We start from the raw sequence: 20,218 nt of genomic DNA, 5'->3' as shown, positions 1-20,218 counted from the left end.
TTTCCTGAAGGGGCGGAGAGGGCGGCGTGTCAGGAAGCCGCCCGGCCAAGAGCTACCAGTATTTCCAGCGCGGCAGGACGTGCTTTTCGAACGCGAACGGCTGCGCCGCCCCGGGAGTCACGACGATGCGGACCCAGCCGACCTCGGGCGAGCCCGGAACCTGGACCCGGGTGAGATTGGTCAATCGCCGGCCGGTGGCGCGGCTCACAAGCGGATGGTCGACGACGTACTCGTGCCCGTCGCCGTGGACCACGAGGACGGGCCCCCCGAACCTCCCGACCTCTTTCTCGAGCCCGGCCAGGAAGGGGTCATAGGCCATGCGGTAGGGATCGGCGGCCGGCTCCTCGAGACCGGCATTGGCGTGAAACGCGACGATCGCCGCCTGCGCCTTCCGGCACGCCGCCTCCTCGAACGTCTCGCGCAGCCACGCCGCGGCCGCTTCCGTGCGCCGCTTCGCGGCCACGTCGTCGGCAGGGGTGCGCCCCGGAAACGGGGCCATGCCGTTCTCGGTGCCGGGAAGATCGAACGTCGCGAACAGGAATCCCTCGCGGAACCAGCGCGCGTTCTCGACGAACTCGGGGTAATCTCCTGCGCCACCTTGAGACTGGAGCCGCAGCCGCCTGATTCCCAGACTGCGTTGCGGATCGGGGAAGAAGATCCGCCGTATCCGGGCCAGGCGCTCCCGCGGCGCGAAGCCTCCCGAGCCGCGCTCCCAGCAATCGGCCCACTCGTTGTCTCCCGGCGTATAGATCACCGGGTGTCGCAGCCGGTTGAACCGCCCGAGAGCCGCCCGGTACATGCCGTCGCTGCAGGGGTGCCAGAAGATGTCGCCGACGTGCAGCACCCAGGCCAGATCGTTGGCCTGCAGCTCCCGGAGGATCAGGGAGAATTGGATCTCTTCCCAAGCGTAGTAGGGGGCGTCCCCGAGAGCGGCGAACGAAAAACTTCCCGGAGGAGTCGGCGCCGGCTTCGGGGGCGCCGCCTTCGTCAGGAGCGGGCCCAGGAGAGCCGCCAGGAGCGCGCCCACAATCTGGATCTTGCGAGGTCCGCTCATCGCCGTTTTCTCAATGCTTCAATCGCATGGCCGACTTGTGCGCGGGATCGACGCCGAAGGTGGATCATAGCGGCTCCGGACGGAGGGGATCGGGCGTTCTTGGAGGGTCCGCCGGATCGACATGGCGCTCATTGTCCGTCCACATCGGCCGTACGAACGGCGATCGTCTGGGCTCCTCCGCGAGCCTGCTGCATGGCGCCGGACGAATGCGTCTGCGAGAGCAGAACGAGCAAGATCACACACCCGCCGAGGGACCGGCGACCAGCCACAATTCCTCCTGCCGCTCAGAGCGGCGATGCGATCGTTGGTGATCTGGATCAGCACAAGCCGGGAGGATCCGGTCAGAACGTATGCGGTCCGGCAAACCGGCAAATGTTCGGCGCCGGCTCCTTGGCCAACTTCGAGGGCAAGGAGGTCTCCGCCAATGAGGACTCGCTGCGGCACCAGCAAGGCAGTTGCAAACAAAACTCCAGCCACCACGTCGACGGCTGTTAGAATAAAGACGTTTCGAACAGCCTTACGACCCACCGCGATCCGGGCCCCGGGCCCGAGGGGAGACGCAGCATGCACAGGACGAAGAACGATCTTTCCGAGAAGGTCCGCATTCAGGTCGCCAATCTTCTTCAGGAGCGCCTCGCGGAAGCCGTCGATCTCGTGACGCACGCCAAGCAGGCGCACTGGAACGTGAAGGGTCCGAGCTTCATCGCGCTCCACGAGCTATTCGACAAGGTGTACGAGCATGCCGGCGAGTACGCCGATCTGATCGCCGAGCGGATTCTGCAGCTCGGCGGCACGGCGGAGGGGACCGTCCGCGCCGTGGCGAAGCGGTCGCAACTTCCAGAATACTCGCTCACGATCGCCGAGGGTAAGGAGCACGTCGAGGCCCTGTCGCGCAGCCTGGCCTACTTCGGCGAGGCGATTCGCCAGGGGATCAATCGGGCCGACGAGATCGGCGACAAAGACACCGCCGACATCTGCACCGAGATATCGCGCAGCGTCGACAAGGACCTCTGGTTCGTCGAGGCGCACGCGCAGTCGGAACGATGAAACGGGCCCCGTGCGAGAACTCCGGGCCGGAGAGCCGGGTCGAGCTGTATTCCTCCTGGGAGCAGCTCACGTTTCTGCTCAACGCCCTCTTGTTCCTCTACACCGGGTTCGAGATCCCGGATCGCCTGAAGCGCGCGATCGAGACCGTGCCGGGAATCACCGGCAGTGCTCTTCTGATCGGCGTCACGGTCATTCTCGCCCGATTCGTCTGGGTCTTTCCCGGCGCCTACGTGCCGCTCTGGCTCGCGCCGCGACTGCGGGTAGCCTTCGTCCGGCGCCGAGGGTTCGCGTCCATGGCGGCGCCGGCTCGACGCCGAGCACGAATCATTTCAGCGATGCCTTCAGGGCCGGGGCAGCGCTTCCGAGAGCCTCAATTTGGCAGATCAACGCGGGAAGGAGGTCGTAAGCGTGATCGTCTTGCCGCCGCGAAGCACGGTCACCGTGGCCAGGTCCCCGGGACGCATCTCGACGAGCTTCTGCCTCGCCTTGACGAAGTCGTCGGGCTCGGTGAGAGGGATTCCCTGGATGGCGAGAACGATATCCCCGCCCACGAGCAGCTCGTCGTTGCCTATGGACGCCGGGATGGTCCCCGCCTTCAGGCCGATCCGCTGGGCCGGGGAGCCGGAGGCGATCCGCTGCACCAGCAATCCGATGCCGGGCGGCGGGACGTTGAACACCCGCGCCAGATCCCCCGAGAGCAGGTAGCCGTCGACCCCGCTCCAGAAGGACTTCTCTTCCAGCATGAGCTGGCTCGCGACCCTGGAGGTGATCGCGAATCCCAATCCTTCCGATCCACCCGACTGGGACAAGTTATAGCTGACCAGCCCGATGACGTCGCCTTGCATGTCGAACATCGGCCCCCCGGAGTTCCCCGGGTTGATCGCCGCGTCCGTCTGGAAGAATTCCGCCCGTGACATGCCGCCGAAGGTGGCGTTCGGCTTCCGGCGTCCGCTGATGTACCCGACCGTCAGCGTGTGGCTGACCCCCAGGGGAGCGCCGACCACGAGTATCTGATCGCCGATCTCGACGGCGTCTGAATCACCGATCTTCGCCACGGAAGGCTCGCGAGGCGGACGCTCCAGTTGAAGCAGGGCCACGTCCGCCGTCGGCTCTGAGGACACGACCCTGGCCCTGAGCTTCTCCCCGTTCAGGAACTCGACTTCGATCGCGTCGGCCGTCTGCACCACGTGGGCGGCGGTCAGGATCTTGCCGTCGGACGAGATCAACACGCCCGACCCGAGGCCCGCGACGCTGACCTGCCGGGCCGTCCCGTCCCGCGCCACTTCGGTGTCTCTCGTGTGGATCTCCACGACCGCCGGGTTCACCCGCTTGAATACGTCCGACAGGGTCTGGTCCGCGGCCACGACCCGCCCGACGCCGGCTAGAGCGCAGAGCAACGGCACCAAGAGCCGTCGATTCACTTTTCAACCTCCTCGGGAACCGAGCGCGAATCGGGAACCCCGAAGGGAACTCTCTCACGCGCTTGTGAACTCATCGCCGCGGAACAAACACTCTCATCCTGATGGGATCGCCACGGATGATAGAAGCATGCGTGCGGGGAGTCAATGCGGCCGGGGCAGCAGTACGATTGCCGATCGGAGCCTAAACCCGCCCCCGGCCGAACCGGCCTTCTAGCGGGTTGGGCGGTTTCGCAGGGTGGAGAGCACCTCCTCGAAATGCCTGCGGACCTCCTTTTCCATGATCTTCCTGCCCACGCCGTGGCGTGTTCCGGATAGGAAGCCGGCCACCTGATCGGTGGAAGTCCGATTGAGATAGACGACGAGGGTCTTCCCCTCAGTCGGGACGAGGCCGTAGAGGATCTGGAGGGAATTGTAGGACTGGCCGACGTAGAATTGCCGCTCGGCCGCGAAAGCCACTCCGTCGCGCACGCACAAGACGCGATGCGCGAGGATGAAGGTCGGGCGATCCTGAATTCTCTGCTTGAGCCACAGGAAGCGGCTCTCGATCCCCGACTGGTCCCCGCTCGGGTAGTGGAGAAACGCGTCGTAGATCTTCGGATATTCCCGCGCGAGAAAACGCGCGGCGCTGGTCGCGTTGCGCAGCTCTTCCGCGGGATTGGATTCCCGGCCTTCCCCGCGGGCATAGGGTTGGATGCCCGCCAGCCCGCGCGCGCGATAGGCCGCGAGACGGTCTCTCAGGATGCTCCGAAGGTTCAAGACGACGGCGTCGGCGCATTGGGGATTCTTTTCGCAGTCTTTCGCCGGGAATCGCTTGCGCAGATCCGCGAAACGCTGCGCCTCCGCCTGGCTCAGGTTGAATTTGGAGCCGGGCTCGGCCTCGTAGAGAGCGCGAACCTCACCCGCTTCCGATGGAGTGAATCCGGCGTCCTGCAAGGTGGTGGCGTCGGCATCGCCCGCGCCGAGGACGCCGTAGGAAAGAACGTCACGATTGATCTCCAGCTCCTTGCCGGAGCGGGCGAACTCGAGAAGATCCTCGACCGGAGCCGGCACCATGACCGCCATGGTGATCGCCAGCTCCTTGTCGCTGAGCTCCTTCACAGCGTGAGAGACGGTCTCTCCCCGCCGGAGTTCCTCGCGCTCCTCCGCCGTGAATCCCAGATATTGGAAGATCTTGTCAGAAGGCGTCGCCGGCGCCGGATCGCCCGCCGAGGCGAGGGTGGCGATCAAGATCGTACATGTCACGAGCACCATGCGCTCCTCCCTTTCCGGGTTCGGCACCGACGATCCCCGGCGGACAGGAAGTGTACGCCATCCCTTGCGGCATGGGAAAATGCTGCCCGTGGCCACGACCTGCGAGCGCCGGTCACGACTATTCTACCGACCCCGCGTCCCCGACCTTCCCACACCTTGCCGGAACGGAGCCGGTCCCCGGTACGAGGAAGGAGGAAGGAGGGTGAGCGTGGTCCTTCCTCAGCCCGCAATTCAAATCTCATCGCCCAGACGCCTCCTTCGGCCAGGAAGATTTAAGGGCCGAGAGACCCGGGGCGACAGGGAGGACGCCCGGAGAGGTTTTTTGAATCCAAAGACGGCCTCGGCGCCTCAAAAGACCTATACTGCGGGTGCCGCTCCATGGGATGCCGAGGGAAGCGCCCGGCCAAGAGGCCGGGTCGCGCCGGCTTCCCGCCGCCGGCCCGTCTCGGAGGCGCCGCGATGCCGATCGATCGAGAGGCTCTGATCTCCTGGTACCGCCGCAATCGCCGGCGCTCTGAGGTTTTCTTCGACCGGCTGCCGGAGGAGATCTACACGGGGCGCCCTATCGAGCTGCGACTGCCCTTCGTCTTCTACGAGGGGCACCTTCCGGCGTTCAGCTTCAACACCTTGGTGAAGAAGGCCCTCGGCGGGCCGAGCCTCGATCCCGATCTGGAGGCGCTCTTCGCCCGCGGCATCGACCCTCCCGATTTCATCGAGCCGGGGGGCGGATATAGGCGAGTCGCGCCCCGGGCCGGCGAGCAGCAGGAGCCGGCCTGGCCCGCGCGCGCGGCCGTCAAGCAGTTCGCGGCGGAGGTCGATCGTCGTGTGATCGACGCCCTGGCCCACGCCGACCTCGATCGCCCCGGGGATCCACTCCTCGATCGCGCCGAGGCGGCCTTCACGATCCTCGAGCACGAGCCGCTGCACCACGAGACCCTGCTTTACATGTGGCACCGGGTTCCGCCCGGAGTGAAGACGTCCCCGCCCGGCTATGCTCCGCGGCTCGGCAAGGAGCCGGCGCCGGAATGGATCGAGGTTCCCGCCGGGCGCGCGACCCTGGGCGTCGACCGGGAATCGATTCCCTTCGGGTGGGACAACGAATTCCCTTCGTGCCTGTTCGACGTCGAGGCCTTCGCGATCCAGCGGCACGACGTCACGAACGGGCGGTTTCTCGAATTCGTCGAGGCGGGAGGCTATCGGCAGGAGCGCTGGTGGGGGAAGCGGGATTGGACCTGGGTCCGGCAGGAGCGCAAGGAGCACCCCCTCTTCTGGGAGCGCCAGGGCGGCTCCTGGAGCTGGCGGGGCGTCTTCGAGCGCCTCCCTCTGCCGCTGTCCTGGCCCGTCTACGTCACGCACGCCGAGGCGGAGGCCTACGCGCGGTGGGCCGGGGCGCGGCTGCCGACCGAAGCCGAATACCAGCGGGCCGCCTTCGGATCTCCCCAAGGGGAGCGCCGTTTCCCCTGGGGAGACGCGGAGCCGACGGAGAGCCATGGAGTCTTCGACTTCTCGAGCTGGGATCCGGAGCCGGCCGGCAGCCATCCGGCCGGCGCGAGCGCCTGGGGCGTGGAGGATCTCGTCGGCAACGGATGGGAATGGACCAGCACGCCCTTCGCTCCGTTCCCCGGCTTCCGGGCGATGGGCTCCTATCCCGAGTACTCGGCCGACTTCTTCGACGGGGAGCACTACGTCATGAAGGGCGCTTCTCCGGCGACGGCGCGCGAGCTGATGCGGCCGACGCTGCGAAACTGGTTTCGCGGGCTCTATCCCTATGCCTATGCGGCATTCCGACTGGCAAGGAGCAAATCGTGAGGACCGCCCGGCTCCAGGCCGCCGATTCCCTGCGGGAGTTCGCCGGCGACGTGCGCCACTACTTCACGCTGCAGCCGCGGCAGCTTCCGTCCCGCTACTTCTACGACGATCTCGGCTCGACGCTCTTCGAGGCGATCTGCCGCCTCCCCTGGTACCCGATCACGCGCGCCGAGACGCGGCTGCTCAAGGCGCACGGGGGAGCGATCCTGTCCCGCGCGGCGCCGCTCACGAGCGTGGTGGAGCTGGGCTCGGGCAGCGGCGAGAAGCTGGTGACGCTCCTCAAGAGCTATCGCGGGATCGCGCCGCTCCAGGTCCACTTGATCGACGTCTCTCCGGCGGCGCTCGACGCCGCGGAACGGCTCCTCGTCGAATCGAGCGCCCTTCGCGTGACAGCCCACGAAGCCTCCTACGAGAACGGGCTCGAGGCATTGAGGCGGGCGCCGCGACCGCGAGGCAGGCTCCTCGCTCTGTTTCTTGGATCGAACCTGGGCAATTTCGATCCGCCCGGCTCCGCCGAGATCTTGCGCAGGATTCGCGCCGCCCTCTTGCCGGGAGACGCCTTTCTTCTGGGCGCGGATCTGGTCAAGCCGGAGCGGGACATGCTCCTCGCCTACGACGATCCGCTCGGCGTGACGGCGGCCTTCAACCGGAACCTGCTCGTGCGGATCAACCGGGAGCTGGGAGCGGATTTCGATCTCGCGGCTTTCGACCACCGCGCAACGTGGAACTCCGGCGCTTCGCGGATGGAGATGCATCTGGTCAGCCGCTGCCGGCAGCGAATCCAGATCGTCCGATCGGGTCTGGAGGTGACGCTGGAGGACGGCGAGCCGATCTGGACCGAGAGCTCGTACAAGTTCGAGCCTTCCGGCATCCTGAAGATCCTCGAGCAGGCCGGATTCCGGCGCCTCGCCCAATGGATCGATCGCGAGGAACCCTTCGCCCTGACCTTGGTCGAAGCGATTTAGTGTCGCGTTTCAGAAATCCCGTTGCATTCGTCCGTCGATCCATCCCGCCTCGCTGCGTTGCGCCTCGCTTGCGTACCGCTCTGGGTACGCGGCGCTTGGGCGCGCCTTGCGATCCGGGTGTCTCGACGGCCTCGATGCTAACGCTATTTCTGAAACGCGACACTATCTTCGAGGGAAACAAGGTTGATGGGCCCCCGTAATATCCATGGGTAATAATTTGGGTGGGGCGGGGGGGCGGGGCTCGAACAGGGAGGGGTTGAGGCGGGCGCGCTCGACCTTGAGAAATTCCAGGGTCGTGCCGATTTCCCGTCCGCGGGTCAGGAGATCCTGCAGCTCCATCTTCTTCAGGACGTCGCGCCCCGCCTGACGCTCGTAGGCGAGATACTTCACTTCCTTCACCAGCTTTCCTCCGGGGAGCAGGAGGCGCAGCCGCCGCGGCAATCCGTCGCGCGCGCCGATCCAAAGGACGCCCGCCGAGTAAGGGCTCTTGGACGATTTGGCGGTGAGGTCGAGCACGCGGCACGGCGTCCCTCCGGCGTCTTCGACGCCCGGGCGCGCCGACGCGCTGAACACCTCCGCCAGGGGAAGGCGCAGGATGTCGCCCAGCGAGGCTCCTCCCAGGAGCCGCTGATTGGCGCTCAGGGGAACCGGCTTGCTCGCCCCCGGAACGATCAGCCAGACGCGATCGCCGACGGTCAGGACCCTGCGGCCATCCTGCTTGCCGCCCCGGAAGACGCACAGCGCCTTGCCGTCCTCCCCGACGTAGAGGTCGAAATCCTGGGTCGCGTCAGGCTTGCCTCGCCGGACGACGGTGGCCCGGACGCGCGCAATCGACTGGGTGAGCGCCTGTCTCGAAGCGTCGGCGCGGCGCAGCATCTCCTGCGGATCGCCGGCCGGCGCGCCCGCCCCGGCGCCGGATCGGCCGGCGAAGAGGAGCAGGGCGATGCCGGCGAGCCTTGGGCGCCGCCGCACGGCGTCAGACATGGGCGAGGGCCTCGATGATCGGCAGGCGCGCCGCCCGCCGGGCCGGCAGCCACGAAGCGAGGAGCACCGCGGCGAGCATCGCCGCCGCGCCGGCGAAGTAGGCAAGCGGGTAGATCTTGACGTGGATCGGGATCGGGTGCGCTGCCCCGGGCGGGGGAGGCAGCATGATGCCAGAGTGGTTCAGCGCCACGGTCACGATCAGCGACAGCACCAGCCCGGCGGCGCCGCCGGCGAGCGCCAGAAGGACCCCCTCCGCGAAAAAGGTCTTCATCACGAGCCCCGGCCTCGTTCCGAGAGCCCGGAGGGTCCCGACCTCCCGCGTGCGCTCCGCCACCGCCATGATCATGGTGTTCGCCGTCGCCAGCAGGACGACCACCCCGAGAATGATCCCCATGAATCCGAAGATCCCGAGGTAGAGCAGGCGCACCTGGCGGTAGAACGGGGCGAGCTCCTCCCACGTCCGGCCGGCGAGGTGGAAGCCGTCGCGGCGCAGGAGCGCCGAGAGGCTCCGCAGCGCCGGCTTCGCCTCCGCCGCCCGGTCGAGCACCACCACCAGCTTCGAAAAGGTCCCCGACACGCCCAGGAGGCGGGAGGCCAGCTCGATGGAGGTCGCCAGGTAACGGTCGTTCAGCTCCTTGAGGCCGAGATCGAGGATCCCGGCGACGGCGGCATCCTGCGCGTTGAGCGTTCCCTCCGGCGACGTCGCCAGCAGCGTCACCGAATCGCCCGGCCGGATCCCGAGCGCCGATGCCAGGCCGGCGCCGAGCACCACTTCGCCGGCGGGCCCGCCGGAGAGCCACCGCCCGGAGACGACGAGGCTCGCCCCTTCCATCCAGCGCCGCTCGGCGGCCGGCTCGAGGCCCACGCCGAGGAAGGGGACCGATCGCCCGCCGTTGGTCACCAGGCCGACGAAATCGATCCGGGGCAGGACCGCCCGGACCCGGGAATCGCCCGCCAGGATGCGCGCCGCGCGGTCCGCCTCCGTGAGGCCGTGCTCCAGCGTCGTCTCCTCGATCCCCGCGAACGTCGCCGGGTCGGCGAACTGAAGATGCCCCGTGCCGCCGCGGATCGTGCTGTCGCGCAGCGCCTCGAAAGTCTGGGCCATGAAGCCGCCGGCCAGGGCGAAGGCGGAGAAGCCGATGACGATCACGGAGCCGGCGAGCAGGCTTCGCCTCGGATTGCGTCCCAGATTGCGCAGGGCCATGGCCCAGAAGAGCATGCCGTTCTCTCAGTCCCGCCGCGCGGCGACGCGGCCGTCGCGCAGCGTCACGACCCGCCCCGCCCGCTCGACGACGGCGGGATCGTGGGTCGCGAGGACGAGCGCCACGCGCCGCTCCTTCGCCAGATGGTCCAGGAGATCGAGAATCTCCCCGGCCGTCGCGCTATCGAGGTTGGCCGTGGGCTCGTCGGCCAGGATAATCTCCGGATCGTTGGCCAGGGCGCGGGCGATCGCGACGCGCTGGCGCTGGCCCCCTGAGAGCAGGTCCGGCCGGATTTCCGCCTTGTCTCCGATACCGACCCGCTCGAGAAGCTCCCGCGCCCGGCGGCGCCGCCGGACGCCCGGGGTCCCCTGCAGCGCCATCGGCACCTCGACGTTCTCGGCGGCCGTGAGCACCGGAACGAGGTTGAAGGTCTGGAAGACGAAGCCGAACCGATCGCGCCGCAAATCGGCGAGGAGATTCTCGTCCCGGCGCGGCACCGGGCGCCCGTCGAGGAGCACTTCCCCTTCGTCGGCGCCGTCGAGCAGCCCGAGAAGATTGATGAGCGTCGTCTTGCCCGATCCGGAGGGGCCCTGCAGAGCGAGGATTTCACCCCGGCGAACGTCGACGTCGACTCCGGCGAGCGCCACGACGCGCGTGGAGCCGAGGCGGTAGGCGCGCGTCAAACGGCGGCCTTCCAGGACGGCGGCGTCCAAGGTCCGGCCCTCCAGAGCCCGAAGGGAAACGAAGCGGGCAGAGCACAAACGGGGGACACCCGCTGTAACAGAAAAGACGCAGTGTTGCGGTGCCCGAGAGCCTTTTCGGTGGCTCAGCGAAGGCTGGCGACGGGCCGCCTGAAAAACGACTCCAGAGATCGGCAGTCGGATCCCTTGCCTGCTTCTCAGTCTACTCAGACGCGACGACCTTTACCGGGGCCAGGACTCCCACCTGCTGGATCAATGCGCCTTGACTCATGGCGGACGTGGACCACAGCAGCGCTAGTGTTGCGTTTCGGAAATCATGTTAACGCCGAGGTCTCCGAGGCGCCCGGATCGCAAGGCGCGCCAGAGCGTCGCGTACCCAAGGCGGTACGCAAGCGAGGCGCAACGCGGCGAGCCGGGATGGATCGGGGGCCGAATGTAACATGATTTTTGAGACGCGACCCTAGTGCCGCGCCCTCCGGCCGGCCTTCCTCAGCCCCTGATCCAGGTCGGCGATCAGGTCGTCCGCGTCCTCGATGCCGCATGAGAAGCGGATCATCCCGTCGGTGATCCCCGCCTCTTCGCGCGCCTTCTTCGGGATCATCGTGTGGGTCATCGAGGCGGGGTGCTGGATCAGCGTCTCAACCCCTCCGAGGCTCACCGCGAGCGTGATGACGCTCAGCGATTCCACCAGCCGCACGCCGGCGCGCAGGCCGCCCTTCAGCTCGAAGGCGAGCAGACCGCCGAAGCCGGACATCTGCCGGCGGGCGACACGGTGGCCGGGATGCGAAGGAAGGCCGGGATAATGGACGCACAAGACGGCCGGATGTCGCTCGAGGAAGCGCGCGATGGCGAGGGCGTTGTCGTTCTGCCGCCGGGCGCGCAGCGCCAGCGTCCGGAGCCCCCGCAGGACGAGCCAGGCGTCGATCGGGTTCAGGACGGGGCCGAGGAGCTTCAGCGTGCTCCAGGCGCGGCGGATGAACTCCGAGCCGCCCACGACGACGCCGGCCGAAACGTCGGAATGGCCGGCAAGGGCCTTCGTCGCCGAATGAAAGACGGTGTCGATCCCGAGGCGGATCGGATTCTGGTTGATGGGCGTCGCGAAGGTGTTGTCCGCGGCCGTGCGGATCCCGTATTGGCGCGCGATCCGCGCCACGGCCGCCAAATCGGTGACCGACATCGTCGGATTCGCGGGAGTCTCCACGAGGATCAGCTTGGTGTTGGGCCGCACGGCGCGGCGGTACGATTCGGGGTCGCTGTTCTCGACGAGGGTCGCTTCGATGCCGAAGCGAGGCAGCAGCTCCGTCTCGATCTCCATGACTCCGGCGTAGGCGGCGGTGCCGCCGACGACGTGGTCTCCCGCACGCAGCCCCGTCAGGATCGCCACGCTTGCGGCCGCCATGCCTGAGGAGGTGACGAGCGCCGCCTCGCCCCCTTCCAGCTCGGCGATCCCCTCTTCCAGTTGCTTGAGGGTCGGGTTCCCCCAGCGCGTGTAGAGCTCACCGGGAGCCACCGAATCGGAGTAGCGGGCCCCGACGGAGGCGCTCGGAAGCCGGAAGGTGGCGGTCTGGTAGATCGGCGGGGAAAGCGCGGCGGGACCCGACCGGCGGGATCCGGCATGCACGCAGCGCGTGCTCTTTCCCGCCGGCGGCCGGGATTCCCGGCGGGCCGCTCCTCGTGGCATGGCGTCACCTCCTCTGGGGGTTCGGTTGGCGCAGCAGCTCCTTGGCCTTCTCGAGGGACACGTCTTCACCGGGGACGTCGGGGACGACTCCTTTCCCTTCGATCGCTCCTCCCGTTCGGGTCAGGCTTTCCACCGCCGTGACCAAGACCATGACCCCGCCCGGAAGCAGGCGGCTCATCTGCCCCACTCCCTTGCCGAACGTCTCGTCCCCCAGGACCGTGGCGCGCCCGGCTCCTTGCAGGCCGGACGCCAGCTTCTCGGCGGCGCTGCCGGTCCGGCGGTCGGTGAGAATCACCAGGGGCTTCCGGGAGCCGCCGGGCCCCGTCTCCGGCGTCCTCTGAACCTGCTCGCCGAAACGGGTCCGCTCCCGCCCCAGCTCCTCCCCCGGAGCAAGGAGCAACCCGGCGATCGCGTCGGCCTCCGACGCCATCCCCCCGAGATTTCCCCGCAGATCGAGGACGAGCCCGTCGCGCTCCGCCATCTCCTGGAGGGCCCGCCGGATCGACTCGCGCGCCGAGGGATCGGTCAGATTAGTGAGCCGGATATAGCCGAAGTTCTCTCCCAGATCCCCGGCCACGACCGAGGCGCTGGCGCGGCTGGGCGCGCCCGAGACGTCGGTCTCCAGCTTGCCGGAGCGCGGCTTCAGGAACAGGGAGGCGGTCTCTTCCTTGCCGCGCAATCGCGTGTAGGGATCCCGCAGCGACGCCAGCATCTCCGCGACCGCCGCGCAGGCCGTCTCCGGGGCCGCGGCCGGATCGTCGAAGCGATCCCGCCAGGCGAGCCAGTCCTGGCCGCGGAAGGTCCGATCCAGGAAGGTCCGGCGCACGAACGTCCAGGCCAGCCGGTAAGTCAGCTCCGGAAAGATCGGCATCTCCCCTTCCAGGGCCGCCTGCGCCTCGCGGCGCTCCCCGCCCGCCGCGAGAATCAGCGCTTTCTGGAACTTGACGACTCCCGGCGAGTCGGCTGGATCGAGGAGCAGCGAAGTGCGCAGCTCCTCCATCGCCTTGCCGGGATCTTCCCCCAGGCGGCTCGCCGCCGCGAGCAGCTGGTGCCCCTCGGGGAGCGCGGGCGCCAGGCGGATCACTTCCCTGCCCTCCGCGATCGCCCCCTCGAAATCGCCGCGCTGCAGGCGGAAGAGGCCCCGCTCCAGCTGTGTCCAGGGGCTGCGGGGGAACGAGGCCGCCGCCCGGTCGAGAAGGATGGCGATCTCGGCAGTCTCGGTCGCCGCGAGCCCCGACAGCGAAGCGAGCGCCAGCAGCACTTCCTCGCGCTCCGGGAAGATCGTCGCCGCTTCTTTCAGCTCGTCGACCGCCGCCTGGGTCCGGCCGGCGGCCAGCAGCAGCTGCGAGCGCAGCAGGCTCCGCCCGGGCCCGGGCGTGGAGGGCTTGCCCGGCGGGCCGGCCGACTCCTCCTCCAGGCGCTGCTTGAGAAGCGCGGGATGCAGCGACAGCAGGCCGGAGAGCCGCGCCGCCGATTCGGGATCCCGCGGCTCCTCCAGGAAAAGGCGTTCGTAGACCGCCAGCGCCTCGGCGTCGCGCCCCGCCTCCTCGAGGGCCGTGCCCTCCAGGATGCGCCGGCCGCGAGCGTCCCCGCGGCCGCGCCCCGAGCCCTGGCGCAGCGTCGCGATCCTCTCCTCCAGGATTCCGTTCCGCTTCCAGCCCAGGACCAGCATCAGAGCGGCCGTCCCGTCGCGCGGGTGGCGCTCCAGGGCGGCCCGCCAGAGCTTCTCCTCCGCGGCGCCCTTGCCGGCGAGGCGGGCCAGGTAGGCGCGGTGGAACAGCGCCAGGAGATCCTCGGGAGCTTGCGGATCGATCCGCGCGAACGCGGCCTCCGCTTCCTCGCGCTGCCCGGCTCTCTCGAGCGCCAGCCCGCGCAGAAGCAGCAGCTCGGAGCTCTTCGGCTGGCGGCGCAGGACGGCTTCGGCGGCCGTCACCGCCCCGGGAAACTGCCGCGCGGTCCAGCGCAGGCGCGCCAGATTCCTCCACGCCCCTTCCCCCGCCCCCGGCTTCGCCGCGGCGGCTTCCGCCTCCGCGAGCCGGCTCGCGAGCCTTTGGGCCTCCTTGAGCTCGAGCCCGACCGCGACGTTGTCCGGAGATCGCACCGCGGCGCGCTGCCAGGCTTCCAGCGCTTCGCCGAGACGTCCCTGCTCCTCGAGGCTCCGGGCCACCGACTCCGGGATCCGGGCCGACTCCGGGAAGCGCTTCGCCCCTTCCGCGAGCACCGTCAAGGCGCCGGCCGGATCGCCCCTTTGCCGCAGGATCGACGCCTTGGCCACGATCAGCGGCTCGCGCCGGTCGGGGGGGACCGCCCGCATCCCCTCGTCCAGAAGCGACAGCGCTTCCGAGAACCGGAAGCGCTCCCGCTTCATCTCCGCGAGGCCGACGTGCGGCAGCGGATCTTCCGGCTTGATCTCCCGGGCGGTCCGGAACTCCGGCTCCGCCTCGCCGTCGAGCTGGCGCTTGCGCAGCGTGTCGGCGAGAAAGAGATGGGCCTCGAACATCCGCGGCGCGAGCCGCACGATCTGGCGGTAGGTTTCGGAGGCCTCCTGGTAGGCCCCCTGGCGCCGCTCCTCCGCCGCGCGATGCATCAGGGAGACGATGGCGGCATTCGGGGGCGGGGAGGGCGGCTCTTGGGCGCCGGCGGAGCACAGGATCAGGGCCAGGGCGGGAAGATAAGGAACCACGCGCACCGCGGAAGCTCCGTAGAAAGGCTGAGTTCAGAGGCAAGTTACGATAACGGACGCGGAGGGAAGGGTCAAACGGAGCCCCATTGACGCGGAGGGCTGAAGTTGCCTAGAATCCGCGTTGTCGCGGCCACGGTCTTCGTACCGTGGCCCTTTTTTTTGAGGCACCGGCCGGAGCATGGGCAAGTACGTTCCGATCAAGGTGGTCGATCGATACCGGAAATCGCGGGCTTCGGAAAGCCCGTTCTCGCTGAAGCGCATCCTCCTGGGCGATCCCCTCGCCACCTCGCAGACCACGCACCAGCGCATCTCCAAGACGGTCGCGCTGGCGGTCTTCTCGTCGGACGCCCTCTCCTCCGTGGCCTACGCGACCGAAGAGATCCTTCTGGCCCTTTCGGCGGGAGGCCTCGCCGCCTTGAGCTACGGCCTGCCGGTGGCCGCCTGCGTCGCGATCCTCCTGTTCATCGTCGCCGTCTCCTACCGCCAGACGATCCATGCCTATCCGTCGGGCGGCGGGGCCTACATCGTGGCCAAGGAGAACCTGGGCGAAGGGCCCGGCCTCACCGCCGCGGCCGCCCTCCTCGTCGACTACCTCCTGACGGTAGCGGTGAGCATCGCCTCCGGCGTCGCGGCAATCACCTCCGCCTTCGCGGCGCTCTACGGCCACCGCGTCGCGCTGGGAGTCGTGCTGGTGGCGCTCATCACGCTGGCCAATCTGCGGGGGATCCGGGAGTCGGGGGCGCTGTTCGCCCCGCCTACCTACTTCTTCATCATCAGCCTTGGAGCGCTGCTCCTGGCCGGATTGATCCGTTCGGAGTTTCTGGGTCTCCCCCCCGTGCCGCACCCCCCGATCGAGGCGACGGAGGAGCTCGGAATCCTCCTGCTCCTGCGCGCTTTCGCCTCCGGGTGCGCGGCGCTGACAGGAGTCGAAGCCATCAGCAACGCCGTCCCCGCCTTCCGCGAGCCGGAGTCCCGCAACGCCTCGATCACGCTCGGCTGGATGGCCGCTATCCTGGGGTTTCTCTTCCTCGGGTCGACCTTTCTGGCGCACCGCCTCACCCTGGTGCCGCGCGCCGAGGAGACGATCCTCTCGCAGCTCGCGCACGCCGTATTCGGGTCGGGAGCGCTCTACTACATGGTCCAGATCGCCACGGCGATGATCCTGGTCCTCGCCGCCAACACCAGCTTCGCCGATTTCCCCAGGCTCGCGTCGCTGCTCGCCAAGGATCGCTTCCTGCCGCGCCAGCTCGCCAACCGGGGCGACCGGCTGGTTTTCTCCAACGGGATTCTCGCGCTGGGGGCGCTCTCCGCCGTCCTGCTCGTCATCTTCCACGCCGAGACCCACGCCATCATTCCGCTTTACGCCGTGGGAGTCTTCCTCTCCTTCACCCTGTCCCAGTTCGGGATGGTCCGCCACTGGTACGACAATCCGGAGCCCGGGTGGCAGCGCAAGATGCTGGTGAACCTCGTCGGCGGGATCACCACCGCGGTCGTCACCGTGGTCATCGCGAGCACCAAGTTCATCCACGGCGCCTGGATCGTCGTCGTCTTGATCTGGCTCCTGGTGATGATGTTCCGCGGGGTCCGGCGGCACTACACGCTGGTCGCCCGGGAGCTGACCCTGGAAGGCTACGTCCCCACGGCGCCTGCCGGGCACCTGGTCGTCGTCCTGATCGCCGGCGTCCATCGCGGCGTGCTGGAGGCGCTCCGCTACGCCCGATCGCTCTCGTCCAACGTCACCGCGCTGTCGGTGGAGATCGACCCGGCGGTGACCGAGCGGGTCCGGGAGCGCTGGAAGCAGTGGGCCGGCGGGATCCCGATGGTCGTCCTGAAGTCCAACTACCGATCGGTCGTGAGGCCGTTCTTGGATTATCTCGACGATTATCTGGAGAAGAATCCCAACCACCTGGTCACGGTGATCCTTCCCGAGTTCGTCCCGACGCGCTGGTGGCACCATCTGATGCACAACCAGACCGCCTTCCTGATCAAGGCGGCCCTCCTCTTCAAGAGCGGCGTGATCGTGACTTCGGTGCCCCACCATTTGGCGCGCCGGTGAGGCCAGGCCCGGGAGAATCGGGTCAGGTCCGGGAGAAGATCTGGCTGAGGGTCGTCTGAATCGCCTGCATGTCGAACGGCTTGAGCAGGAAGGGACAGCCGGTCTTCTGGAAGAAATCCTGCGTCGCGGCGCTGCCGAGATCGCCGGTGGAAAACACGAAGCGCCCGGCCATCTCGGGCTTCTCGCGGCAGACCTGCTCGTAGAGGCGCACCCCGTCCAGCCCCGGCATCTTCAAGTCGCTGATCACGGCGTCGTAGGCCGTGGCGAGGATCTTGTCCAGGGCCTGCTCGCCGCTGCGGGCCGTCTCGACTTTATGTCCGACCGCCGCCAGGACCTCGTGGAGCAGATCGACGATCACCTCCTCGTCGTCCACCACCAGGATGGTGTGGGGCGCCTCGGCGGAATTCTCGCTCTCTTTCGGGCGCGCCGCTTCCCGTTCCTCCTCCATCTCCCGGATGGGAAGCTCCACCGTGAACGCCGTCCCCTTCCCCGGAACGCTCTCGACGCGGATCTGTCCCCCGTGCTGCTTGACGATCCCCTGGGAGAGGCTCAGCCCTAATCCCGTCCCCTTGCCCGGGGCCTTGGTCGTGAAGAAGGGCTCGAACACCCGGGAAAGGCGCGCCGGCGAGATGCCGGGCCCGCTGTCGATGATCTCGATGCGGATCTTCTCCTCGGCCGCCCGGGTGCGCAGCGTCAGCGTCCGTTCCCCGGGCACCTCCTGCATCGCTTGGTGCGCGTTGTTGATAATGTTCAGGAGGACCTGCTGAATCTGATGGTAGTCCCCCACCGTGCTCGGCAGGACCTTGTCCAGATCGATCTGGACCTTCACGTTGTCGAGCTTGAGCTGATAGGCGCGCAGGTCGAGGACGTTCTCCACCAGCTCGTTGAGATCCATCACGCGGCGCTCCGCCTTGGTGCGGCGCGCGAAATCCAGCACGTTCGTGACGATCTTCCGGCAGCGCTGCGATTCGCTGACGATGCGCTGCAGGTCCCGCTCGCAGCGCGGGTTGGTGTTGTTCCGCAGCGCCAGCTCGGCGAATCCGACGACCCCCGCGAGCGGATTGTTCAGCTCGTGGGCCAAGCCGGAAAGCAGCTGGCCGAGCGCTGAGAGCCGCTCGGAATGCAGGAGCTGCTCCTGGATCTTCTGCATGCGGCCGCGCTCCCGCTTGATTTCGCCGACCAGCTGGTTGCGCTCCAGCGCCAGCGAGGCCATCCCCGCCATCGTTTCCACGGCCGGCAGGGAGTCGGCGGCGAGGGCGGCGGCGCCGCCTCCCCCCGGCTCGAGCGTCAGGTATCCGAGGGGACGCTGGCGCGTGCCGAACAGCGGAACGTAGAGGGGCGAGGCCGCTCCCTCTCCGGCGGGCGGCCGCTCGGCCTGGAAGATGCGACGCTGCTCCTCCTCGCCGGGAGGATGCCGGTGGAACTCCTCGATTTCCGCATCCGACAGCCCGGTGAAGAACCACTGATAGCTGTTCATCTCCAGGTCGAGGAGCGTGAGCACGGCGCGGCGGATTCCGGTCTGCTCCAGAATCGTCTCGAGCAATCCGCGGCAGACGCGCTCGACTTCCTCCTCCTGGGGGATCCTCCGGGCGAAGGCGACGGCCGCCGCCGGGCCGTGGGAAGCCGCCGTCGCCAGCGACGACGCCAGGACCGCGGCCAGGAGGCCGGAGACCTTCTCCAGGCAGCGCACCGATTTGGGCTCCAGCGAATTCACCTCGGTCCGTCCCACGATCGCCACCCCCTGCAGCTCTCCGGCGAGAAACAGCGGAATGAACGCGGCGTCGCGAATGCCGGCGCGATAGAGCGACTCCTCCTCGGCGAAGTGGGTCTCCTCGCCGATGGCGGCGAGCAGCTTGCCGTGGCGCTGCGCCGCGACGTGGGCGGTGCAGGAGCCGCGTGCCGGGATGTGCAGATCGGTGAACAGGGCGCCGTCGGGCTCCGTGCCGCAGATGCGGAAGCCGGAGCCGTCCGGAAGAGGAATGGCGATGGCGATCCGATCGCAGGGCACCAGCCGGAGGATCTCGGAAGCAAGAAGGCGGCAGGGGTTCTTCTCCGCCTTCATGCGCGCCCTCGAGGGCGGGTCACGATCACCCTGTTCCTCCACGTAACCTGCGGCCACACTTCGAGAACCGGGGGGAATATAGGTTTGGGGGTGGGGGGTGTCAAGAATTCGCCCGGTTTCGCCGCCCCGGACCGGTTTCCAGCCCATTGACGCCGTCCCGGCCTTGGGTTACGTTGGAGGCTCCCGGCCTTCATGGAGCGCTCGATCATGATCCGCAAGGTCTACCAGCGTCTCTGGGGGGACGATCGCTACTTCGTCCTGGCCCGCAGCGTGGCGCTGCATCGTCGAATCGGCAAGCTGCTGCTCCGCCCCGAGCCTCCCTACCGGCGGATCTTCAATCTCCTCCACGAGGCGGCCCTTCTTCCGGAGGCGCAGCTCCCCGTGGCGCTTACCGCCGCCTGGAGGCATTTGTCGAGGCGGGCCACGCCCGCGGAGCGGGCGGAGATTCTGCTCGGCGTCGCGCGGGATCCCGCCGCAGCGCGCTTGAGGATCCACTCCCTCGCCCGCAAGTACGGCGACACGACGCTGCTCTCCTCCCGCCTCTTCATGCACCCTTCGCAGGTCAACAAGGTGTGGATCGACGGCAAGCGAGGGTGGGCCCTCTATTGCGTCCACGGGCGCAAGATCACCAAGCGTCCCCTGGGGTTCATCGCCTACCAGCTCGCGTCGCTGACCACCCGGACGCGGGACGCGTACCGCTTCGGCGGCGTCCTGCGGCTCCTGGATCGCCGCCCTTACAGCTATTTCGAGCTGACCCGCGAACTCGGACAACCTTGGCACCACGCCTCCCGCGAGCTCGTGCGGCGCCTGCTGATCTATCCGTTGCAAGGAAAGTACTACGCCAACGCGCGGATGATTCCGCTGTTCCGCGACCTTTACGAGGACGCGGTGGGCCGGGGCGTGACGATCCGCTCGCGCCGCTGGTCGGACGGCAAGTGCGAGATCCTCTACAACGACGATCTGAGCTATCGCATCAGCCTCGCCGATCTGGTGGGCGGGCTCTACGATCTGGCGGGGGCGATGGCCGGCAAGGACGCCTACGGCTTGCGGGGGATGTTGCGATTCCTGAAAGGGACGCGGAGCTTCAGCGAGGATCGGCTGCGCCTCGAATCGGGGCGGGGGAACGTAAGGTACGCTTTGCAGAAGTTCCTGGACCAGGGATTGGTCGAGTCGGTCGGGGAGGACCGATACCGGGTCGCCGTGCCGCTGGAATCGGCCGTCCGCTTCTACGAGAAGACCCTGCGGTCGGCGCCGAGGCCCGGGCCGCGGACCGATGCCGCGGCGACGCCTCTGCCTCTCTGA

The 20,218-nt window shown here is 68.1% G+C and carries 14 protein-coding genes; 5 read left to right on the top strand and 9 right to left on the bottom strand.

Annotated features, from left to right (window positions below; all coding sequences use genetic code 11):
• Nucleotides 1-52: 52 nt before the first annotated feature.
• A complete protein-coding gene (locus VGR67_15625; protein ID HEV8337841.1) occupies nucleotides 53-1,054 on the bottom strand; it encodes a hypothetical protein in 1,002 nt (333 codons plus the stop codon).
• A gap of 564 nt (nucleotides 1,055-1,618) precedes the next feature.
• Here VGR67_15625 and dps point away from each other — a divergent pair.
• A complete protein-coding gene (gene dps / locus VGR67_15620; protein ID HEV8337840.1) occupies nucleotides 1,619-2,101 on the top strand; it encodes a DNA starvation/stationary phase protection protein Dps in 483 nt (160 codons plus the stop codon).
• 383 nt (nucleotides 2,102-2,484) lie between these two features.
• On the opposite strand, the gene VGR67_15615 is transcribed toward dps, so the two are convergent.
• Together VGR67_15615 and VGR67_15610 are read right to left on the bottom strand one after the other, a co-directional pair.
• Nucleotides 2,485-3,522, bottom strand: coding sequence for a trypsin-like peptidase domain-containing protein (locus VGR67_15615; protein ID HEV8337839.1), 1,038 nt, complete (start codon nucleotides 3,520-3,522; stop codon nucleotides 2,485-2,487).
• Nucleotides 3,523-3,732: 210 nt separating this feature from the next.
• Nucleotides 3,733-4,800: a hypothetical protein gene (locus tag VGR67_15610; protein ID HEV8337838.1), complete on the bottom strand. Its 1,068-nt coding sequence runs from the start codon at nucleotides 4,798-4,800 to the stop codon at nucleotides 3,733-3,735.
• Nucleotides 4,801-5,232: 432 nt separating this feature from the next.
• On the opposite strand from VGR67_15610, the gene VGR67_15605 reads away from it, so the two are divergent.
• Both VGR67_15605 and egtD read left to right on the top strand, forming a co-directional pair.
• Complete coding sequence (locus VGR67_15605) at nucleotides 5,233-6,582, top strand: SUMF1/EgtB/PvdO family nonheme iron enzyme (protein HEV8337837.1); 1,350 nt, start codon at nucleotides 5,233-5,235, stop codon at nucleotides 6,580-6,582.
• Nucleotides 6,579-7,547 (top strand): L-histidine N(alpha)-methyltransferase, encoded by a 969-nt coding sequence (gene egtD / locus VGR67_15600; GenBank protein HEV8337836.1) that lies wholly within the window; start codon nucleotides 6,579-6,581, stop codon nucleotides 7,545-7,547. Before VGR67_15605 ends, egtD begins: the two co-directional genes overlap by 4 nt.
• A gap of 162 nt (nucleotides 7,548-7,709) precedes the next feature.
• On the opposite strand, the gene VGR67_15595 is transcribed toward egtD, so the two are convergent.
• From VGR67_15595 to VGR67_15575, 5 genes are all read right to left on the bottom strand, one after another.
• On the bottom strand, nucleotides 7,710-8,531 hold the full coding sequence (locus tag VGR67_15595) for an outer membrane lipoprotein-sorting protein (GenBank protein HEV8337835.1): 822 nt from the start codon (nucleotides 8,529-8,531) through the stop codon (nucleotides 7,710-7,712).
• Nucleotides 8,524-9,750, bottom strand: coding sequence for an FtsX-like permease family protein (locus VGR67_15590; GenBank protein HEV8337834.1), 1,227 nt, complete (start codon nucleotides 9,748-9,750; stop codon nucleotides 8,524-8,526). The genes VGR67_15595 and VGR67_15590 overlap by 8 nt, the downstream gene beginning before the upstream one ends.
• Nucleotides 9,751-9,759: 9 nt before the next feature.
• On the bottom strand, nucleotides 9,760-10,446 hold the full coding sequence (locus tag VGR67_15585; GenBank protein ID HEV8337833.1) for an ABC transporter ATP-binding protein: 687 nt from the start codon (nucleotides 10,444-10,446) through the stop codon (nucleotides 9,760-9,762).
• A gap of 448 nt (nucleotides 10,447-10,894) precedes the next feature.
• Nucleotides 10,895-12,115, bottom strand: coding sequence for an aminotransferase class I/II-fold pyridoxal phosphate-dependent enzyme (locus VGR67_15580; protein ID HEV8337832.1), 1,221 nt, complete (start codon nucleotides 12,113-12,115; stop codon nucleotides 10,895-10,897).
• A gap of 4 nt (nucleotides 12,116-12,119) precedes the next feature.
• The gene (locus VGR67_15575) at nucleotides 12,120-14,804 is read right to left on the bottom strand and encodes a S41 family peptidase (GenBank protein ID HEV8337831.1); all 2,685 of its coding nucleotides are present in this window, start codon (nucleotides 14,802-14,804) and stop codon (nucleotides 12,120-12,122) included.
• Between the two features lie 172 nt (nucleotides 14,805-14,976).
• On the opposite strand from VGR67_15575, the gene VGR67_15570 reads away from it, so the two are divergent.
• Nucleotides 14,977-16,854: an APC family permease gene (locus VGR67_15570; protein ID HEV8337830.1), complete on the top strand. Its 1,878-nt coding sequence runs from the start codon at nucleotides 14,977-14,979 to the stop codon at nucleotides 16,852-16,854.
• A gap of 22 nt (nucleotides 16,855-16,876) precedes the next feature.
• Here VGR67_15570 and VGR67_15565 read toward each other — a convergent pair whose 3' ends face one another.
• Nucleotides 16,877-18,916: an ATP-binding protein gene (locus VGR67_15565; protein HEV8337829.1), complete on the bottom strand. Its 2,040-nt coding sequence runs from the start codon at nucleotides 18,914-18,916 to the stop codon at nucleotides 16,877-16,879.
• 192 nt (nucleotides 18,917-19,108) lie between these two features.
• Here VGR67_15565 and VGR67_15560 point away from each other — a divergent pair, with 192 nt between their 5' ends.
• On the top strand, nucleotides 19,109-20,218 hold the full coding sequence (locus tag VGR67_15560; protein HEV8337828.1) for a hypothetical protein: 1,110 nt from the start codon (nucleotides 19,109-19,111) through the stop codon (nucleotides 20,216-20,218).

The sequence above is a fragment of the Candidatus Polarisedimenticolia bacterium genome (genome assembly GCA_036004685.1).
GTDB lineage: Bacteria > Acidobacteriota > Polarisedimenticolia > Gp22-AA2 > AA152 > DASYRE01.
Note: the sequence above shows the minus strand (reverse complement) of the source record. Positions and strands in the feature narration are given on the sequence as shown.

Excerpts from the sequence above, each read along its gene's own strand:
- VGR67_15625 (HEV8337841.1), bottom strand. The coding sequence starts at position 1,054 with ATGAGCGGACCTCGCAAGATCCAGATTGTGGGCGCGCTCCTGGCGGCT.
- dps (HEV8337840.1), top strand. The coding sequence starts at position 1,619 with ATGCACAGGACGAAGAACGATCTTTCCGAGAAGGTCCGCATTCAGGTC.
- VGR67_15605 (HEV8337837.1), top strand. The coding sequence starts at position 5,233 with ATGCCGATCGATCGAGAGGCTCTGATCTCCTGGTACCGCCGCAATCGC.
- VGR67_15595 (HEV8337835.1), bottom strand. The coding sequence starts at position 8,531 with ATGTCTGACGCCGTGCGGCGGCGCCCAAGGCTCGCCGGCATCGCCCTG.
- VGR67_15590 (HEV8337834.1), bottom strand. The coding sequence starts at position 9,750 with ATGCTCTTCTGGGCCATGGCCCTGCGCAATCTGGGACGCAATCCGAGG.
- VGR67_15580 (HEV8337832.1), bottom strand. The coding sequence starts at position 12,115 with ATGCCACGAGGAGCGGCCCGCCGGGAATCCCGGCCGCCGGCGGGAAAG.
- VGR67_15570 (HEV8337830.1), top strand. The coding sequence starts at position 14,977 with ATGGGCAAGTACGTTCCGATCAAGGTGGTCGATCGATACCGGAAATCG.
- VGR67_15565 (HEV8337829.1), bottom strand. The coding sequence starts at position 18,916 with ATGAAGGCGGAGAAGAACCCCTGCCGCCTTCTTGCTTCCGAGATCCTC.
- VGR67_15560 (HEV8337828.1), top strand. The coding sequence starts at position 19,109 with ATGGAGCGCTCGATCATGATCCGCAAGGTCTACCAGCGTCTCTGGGGG.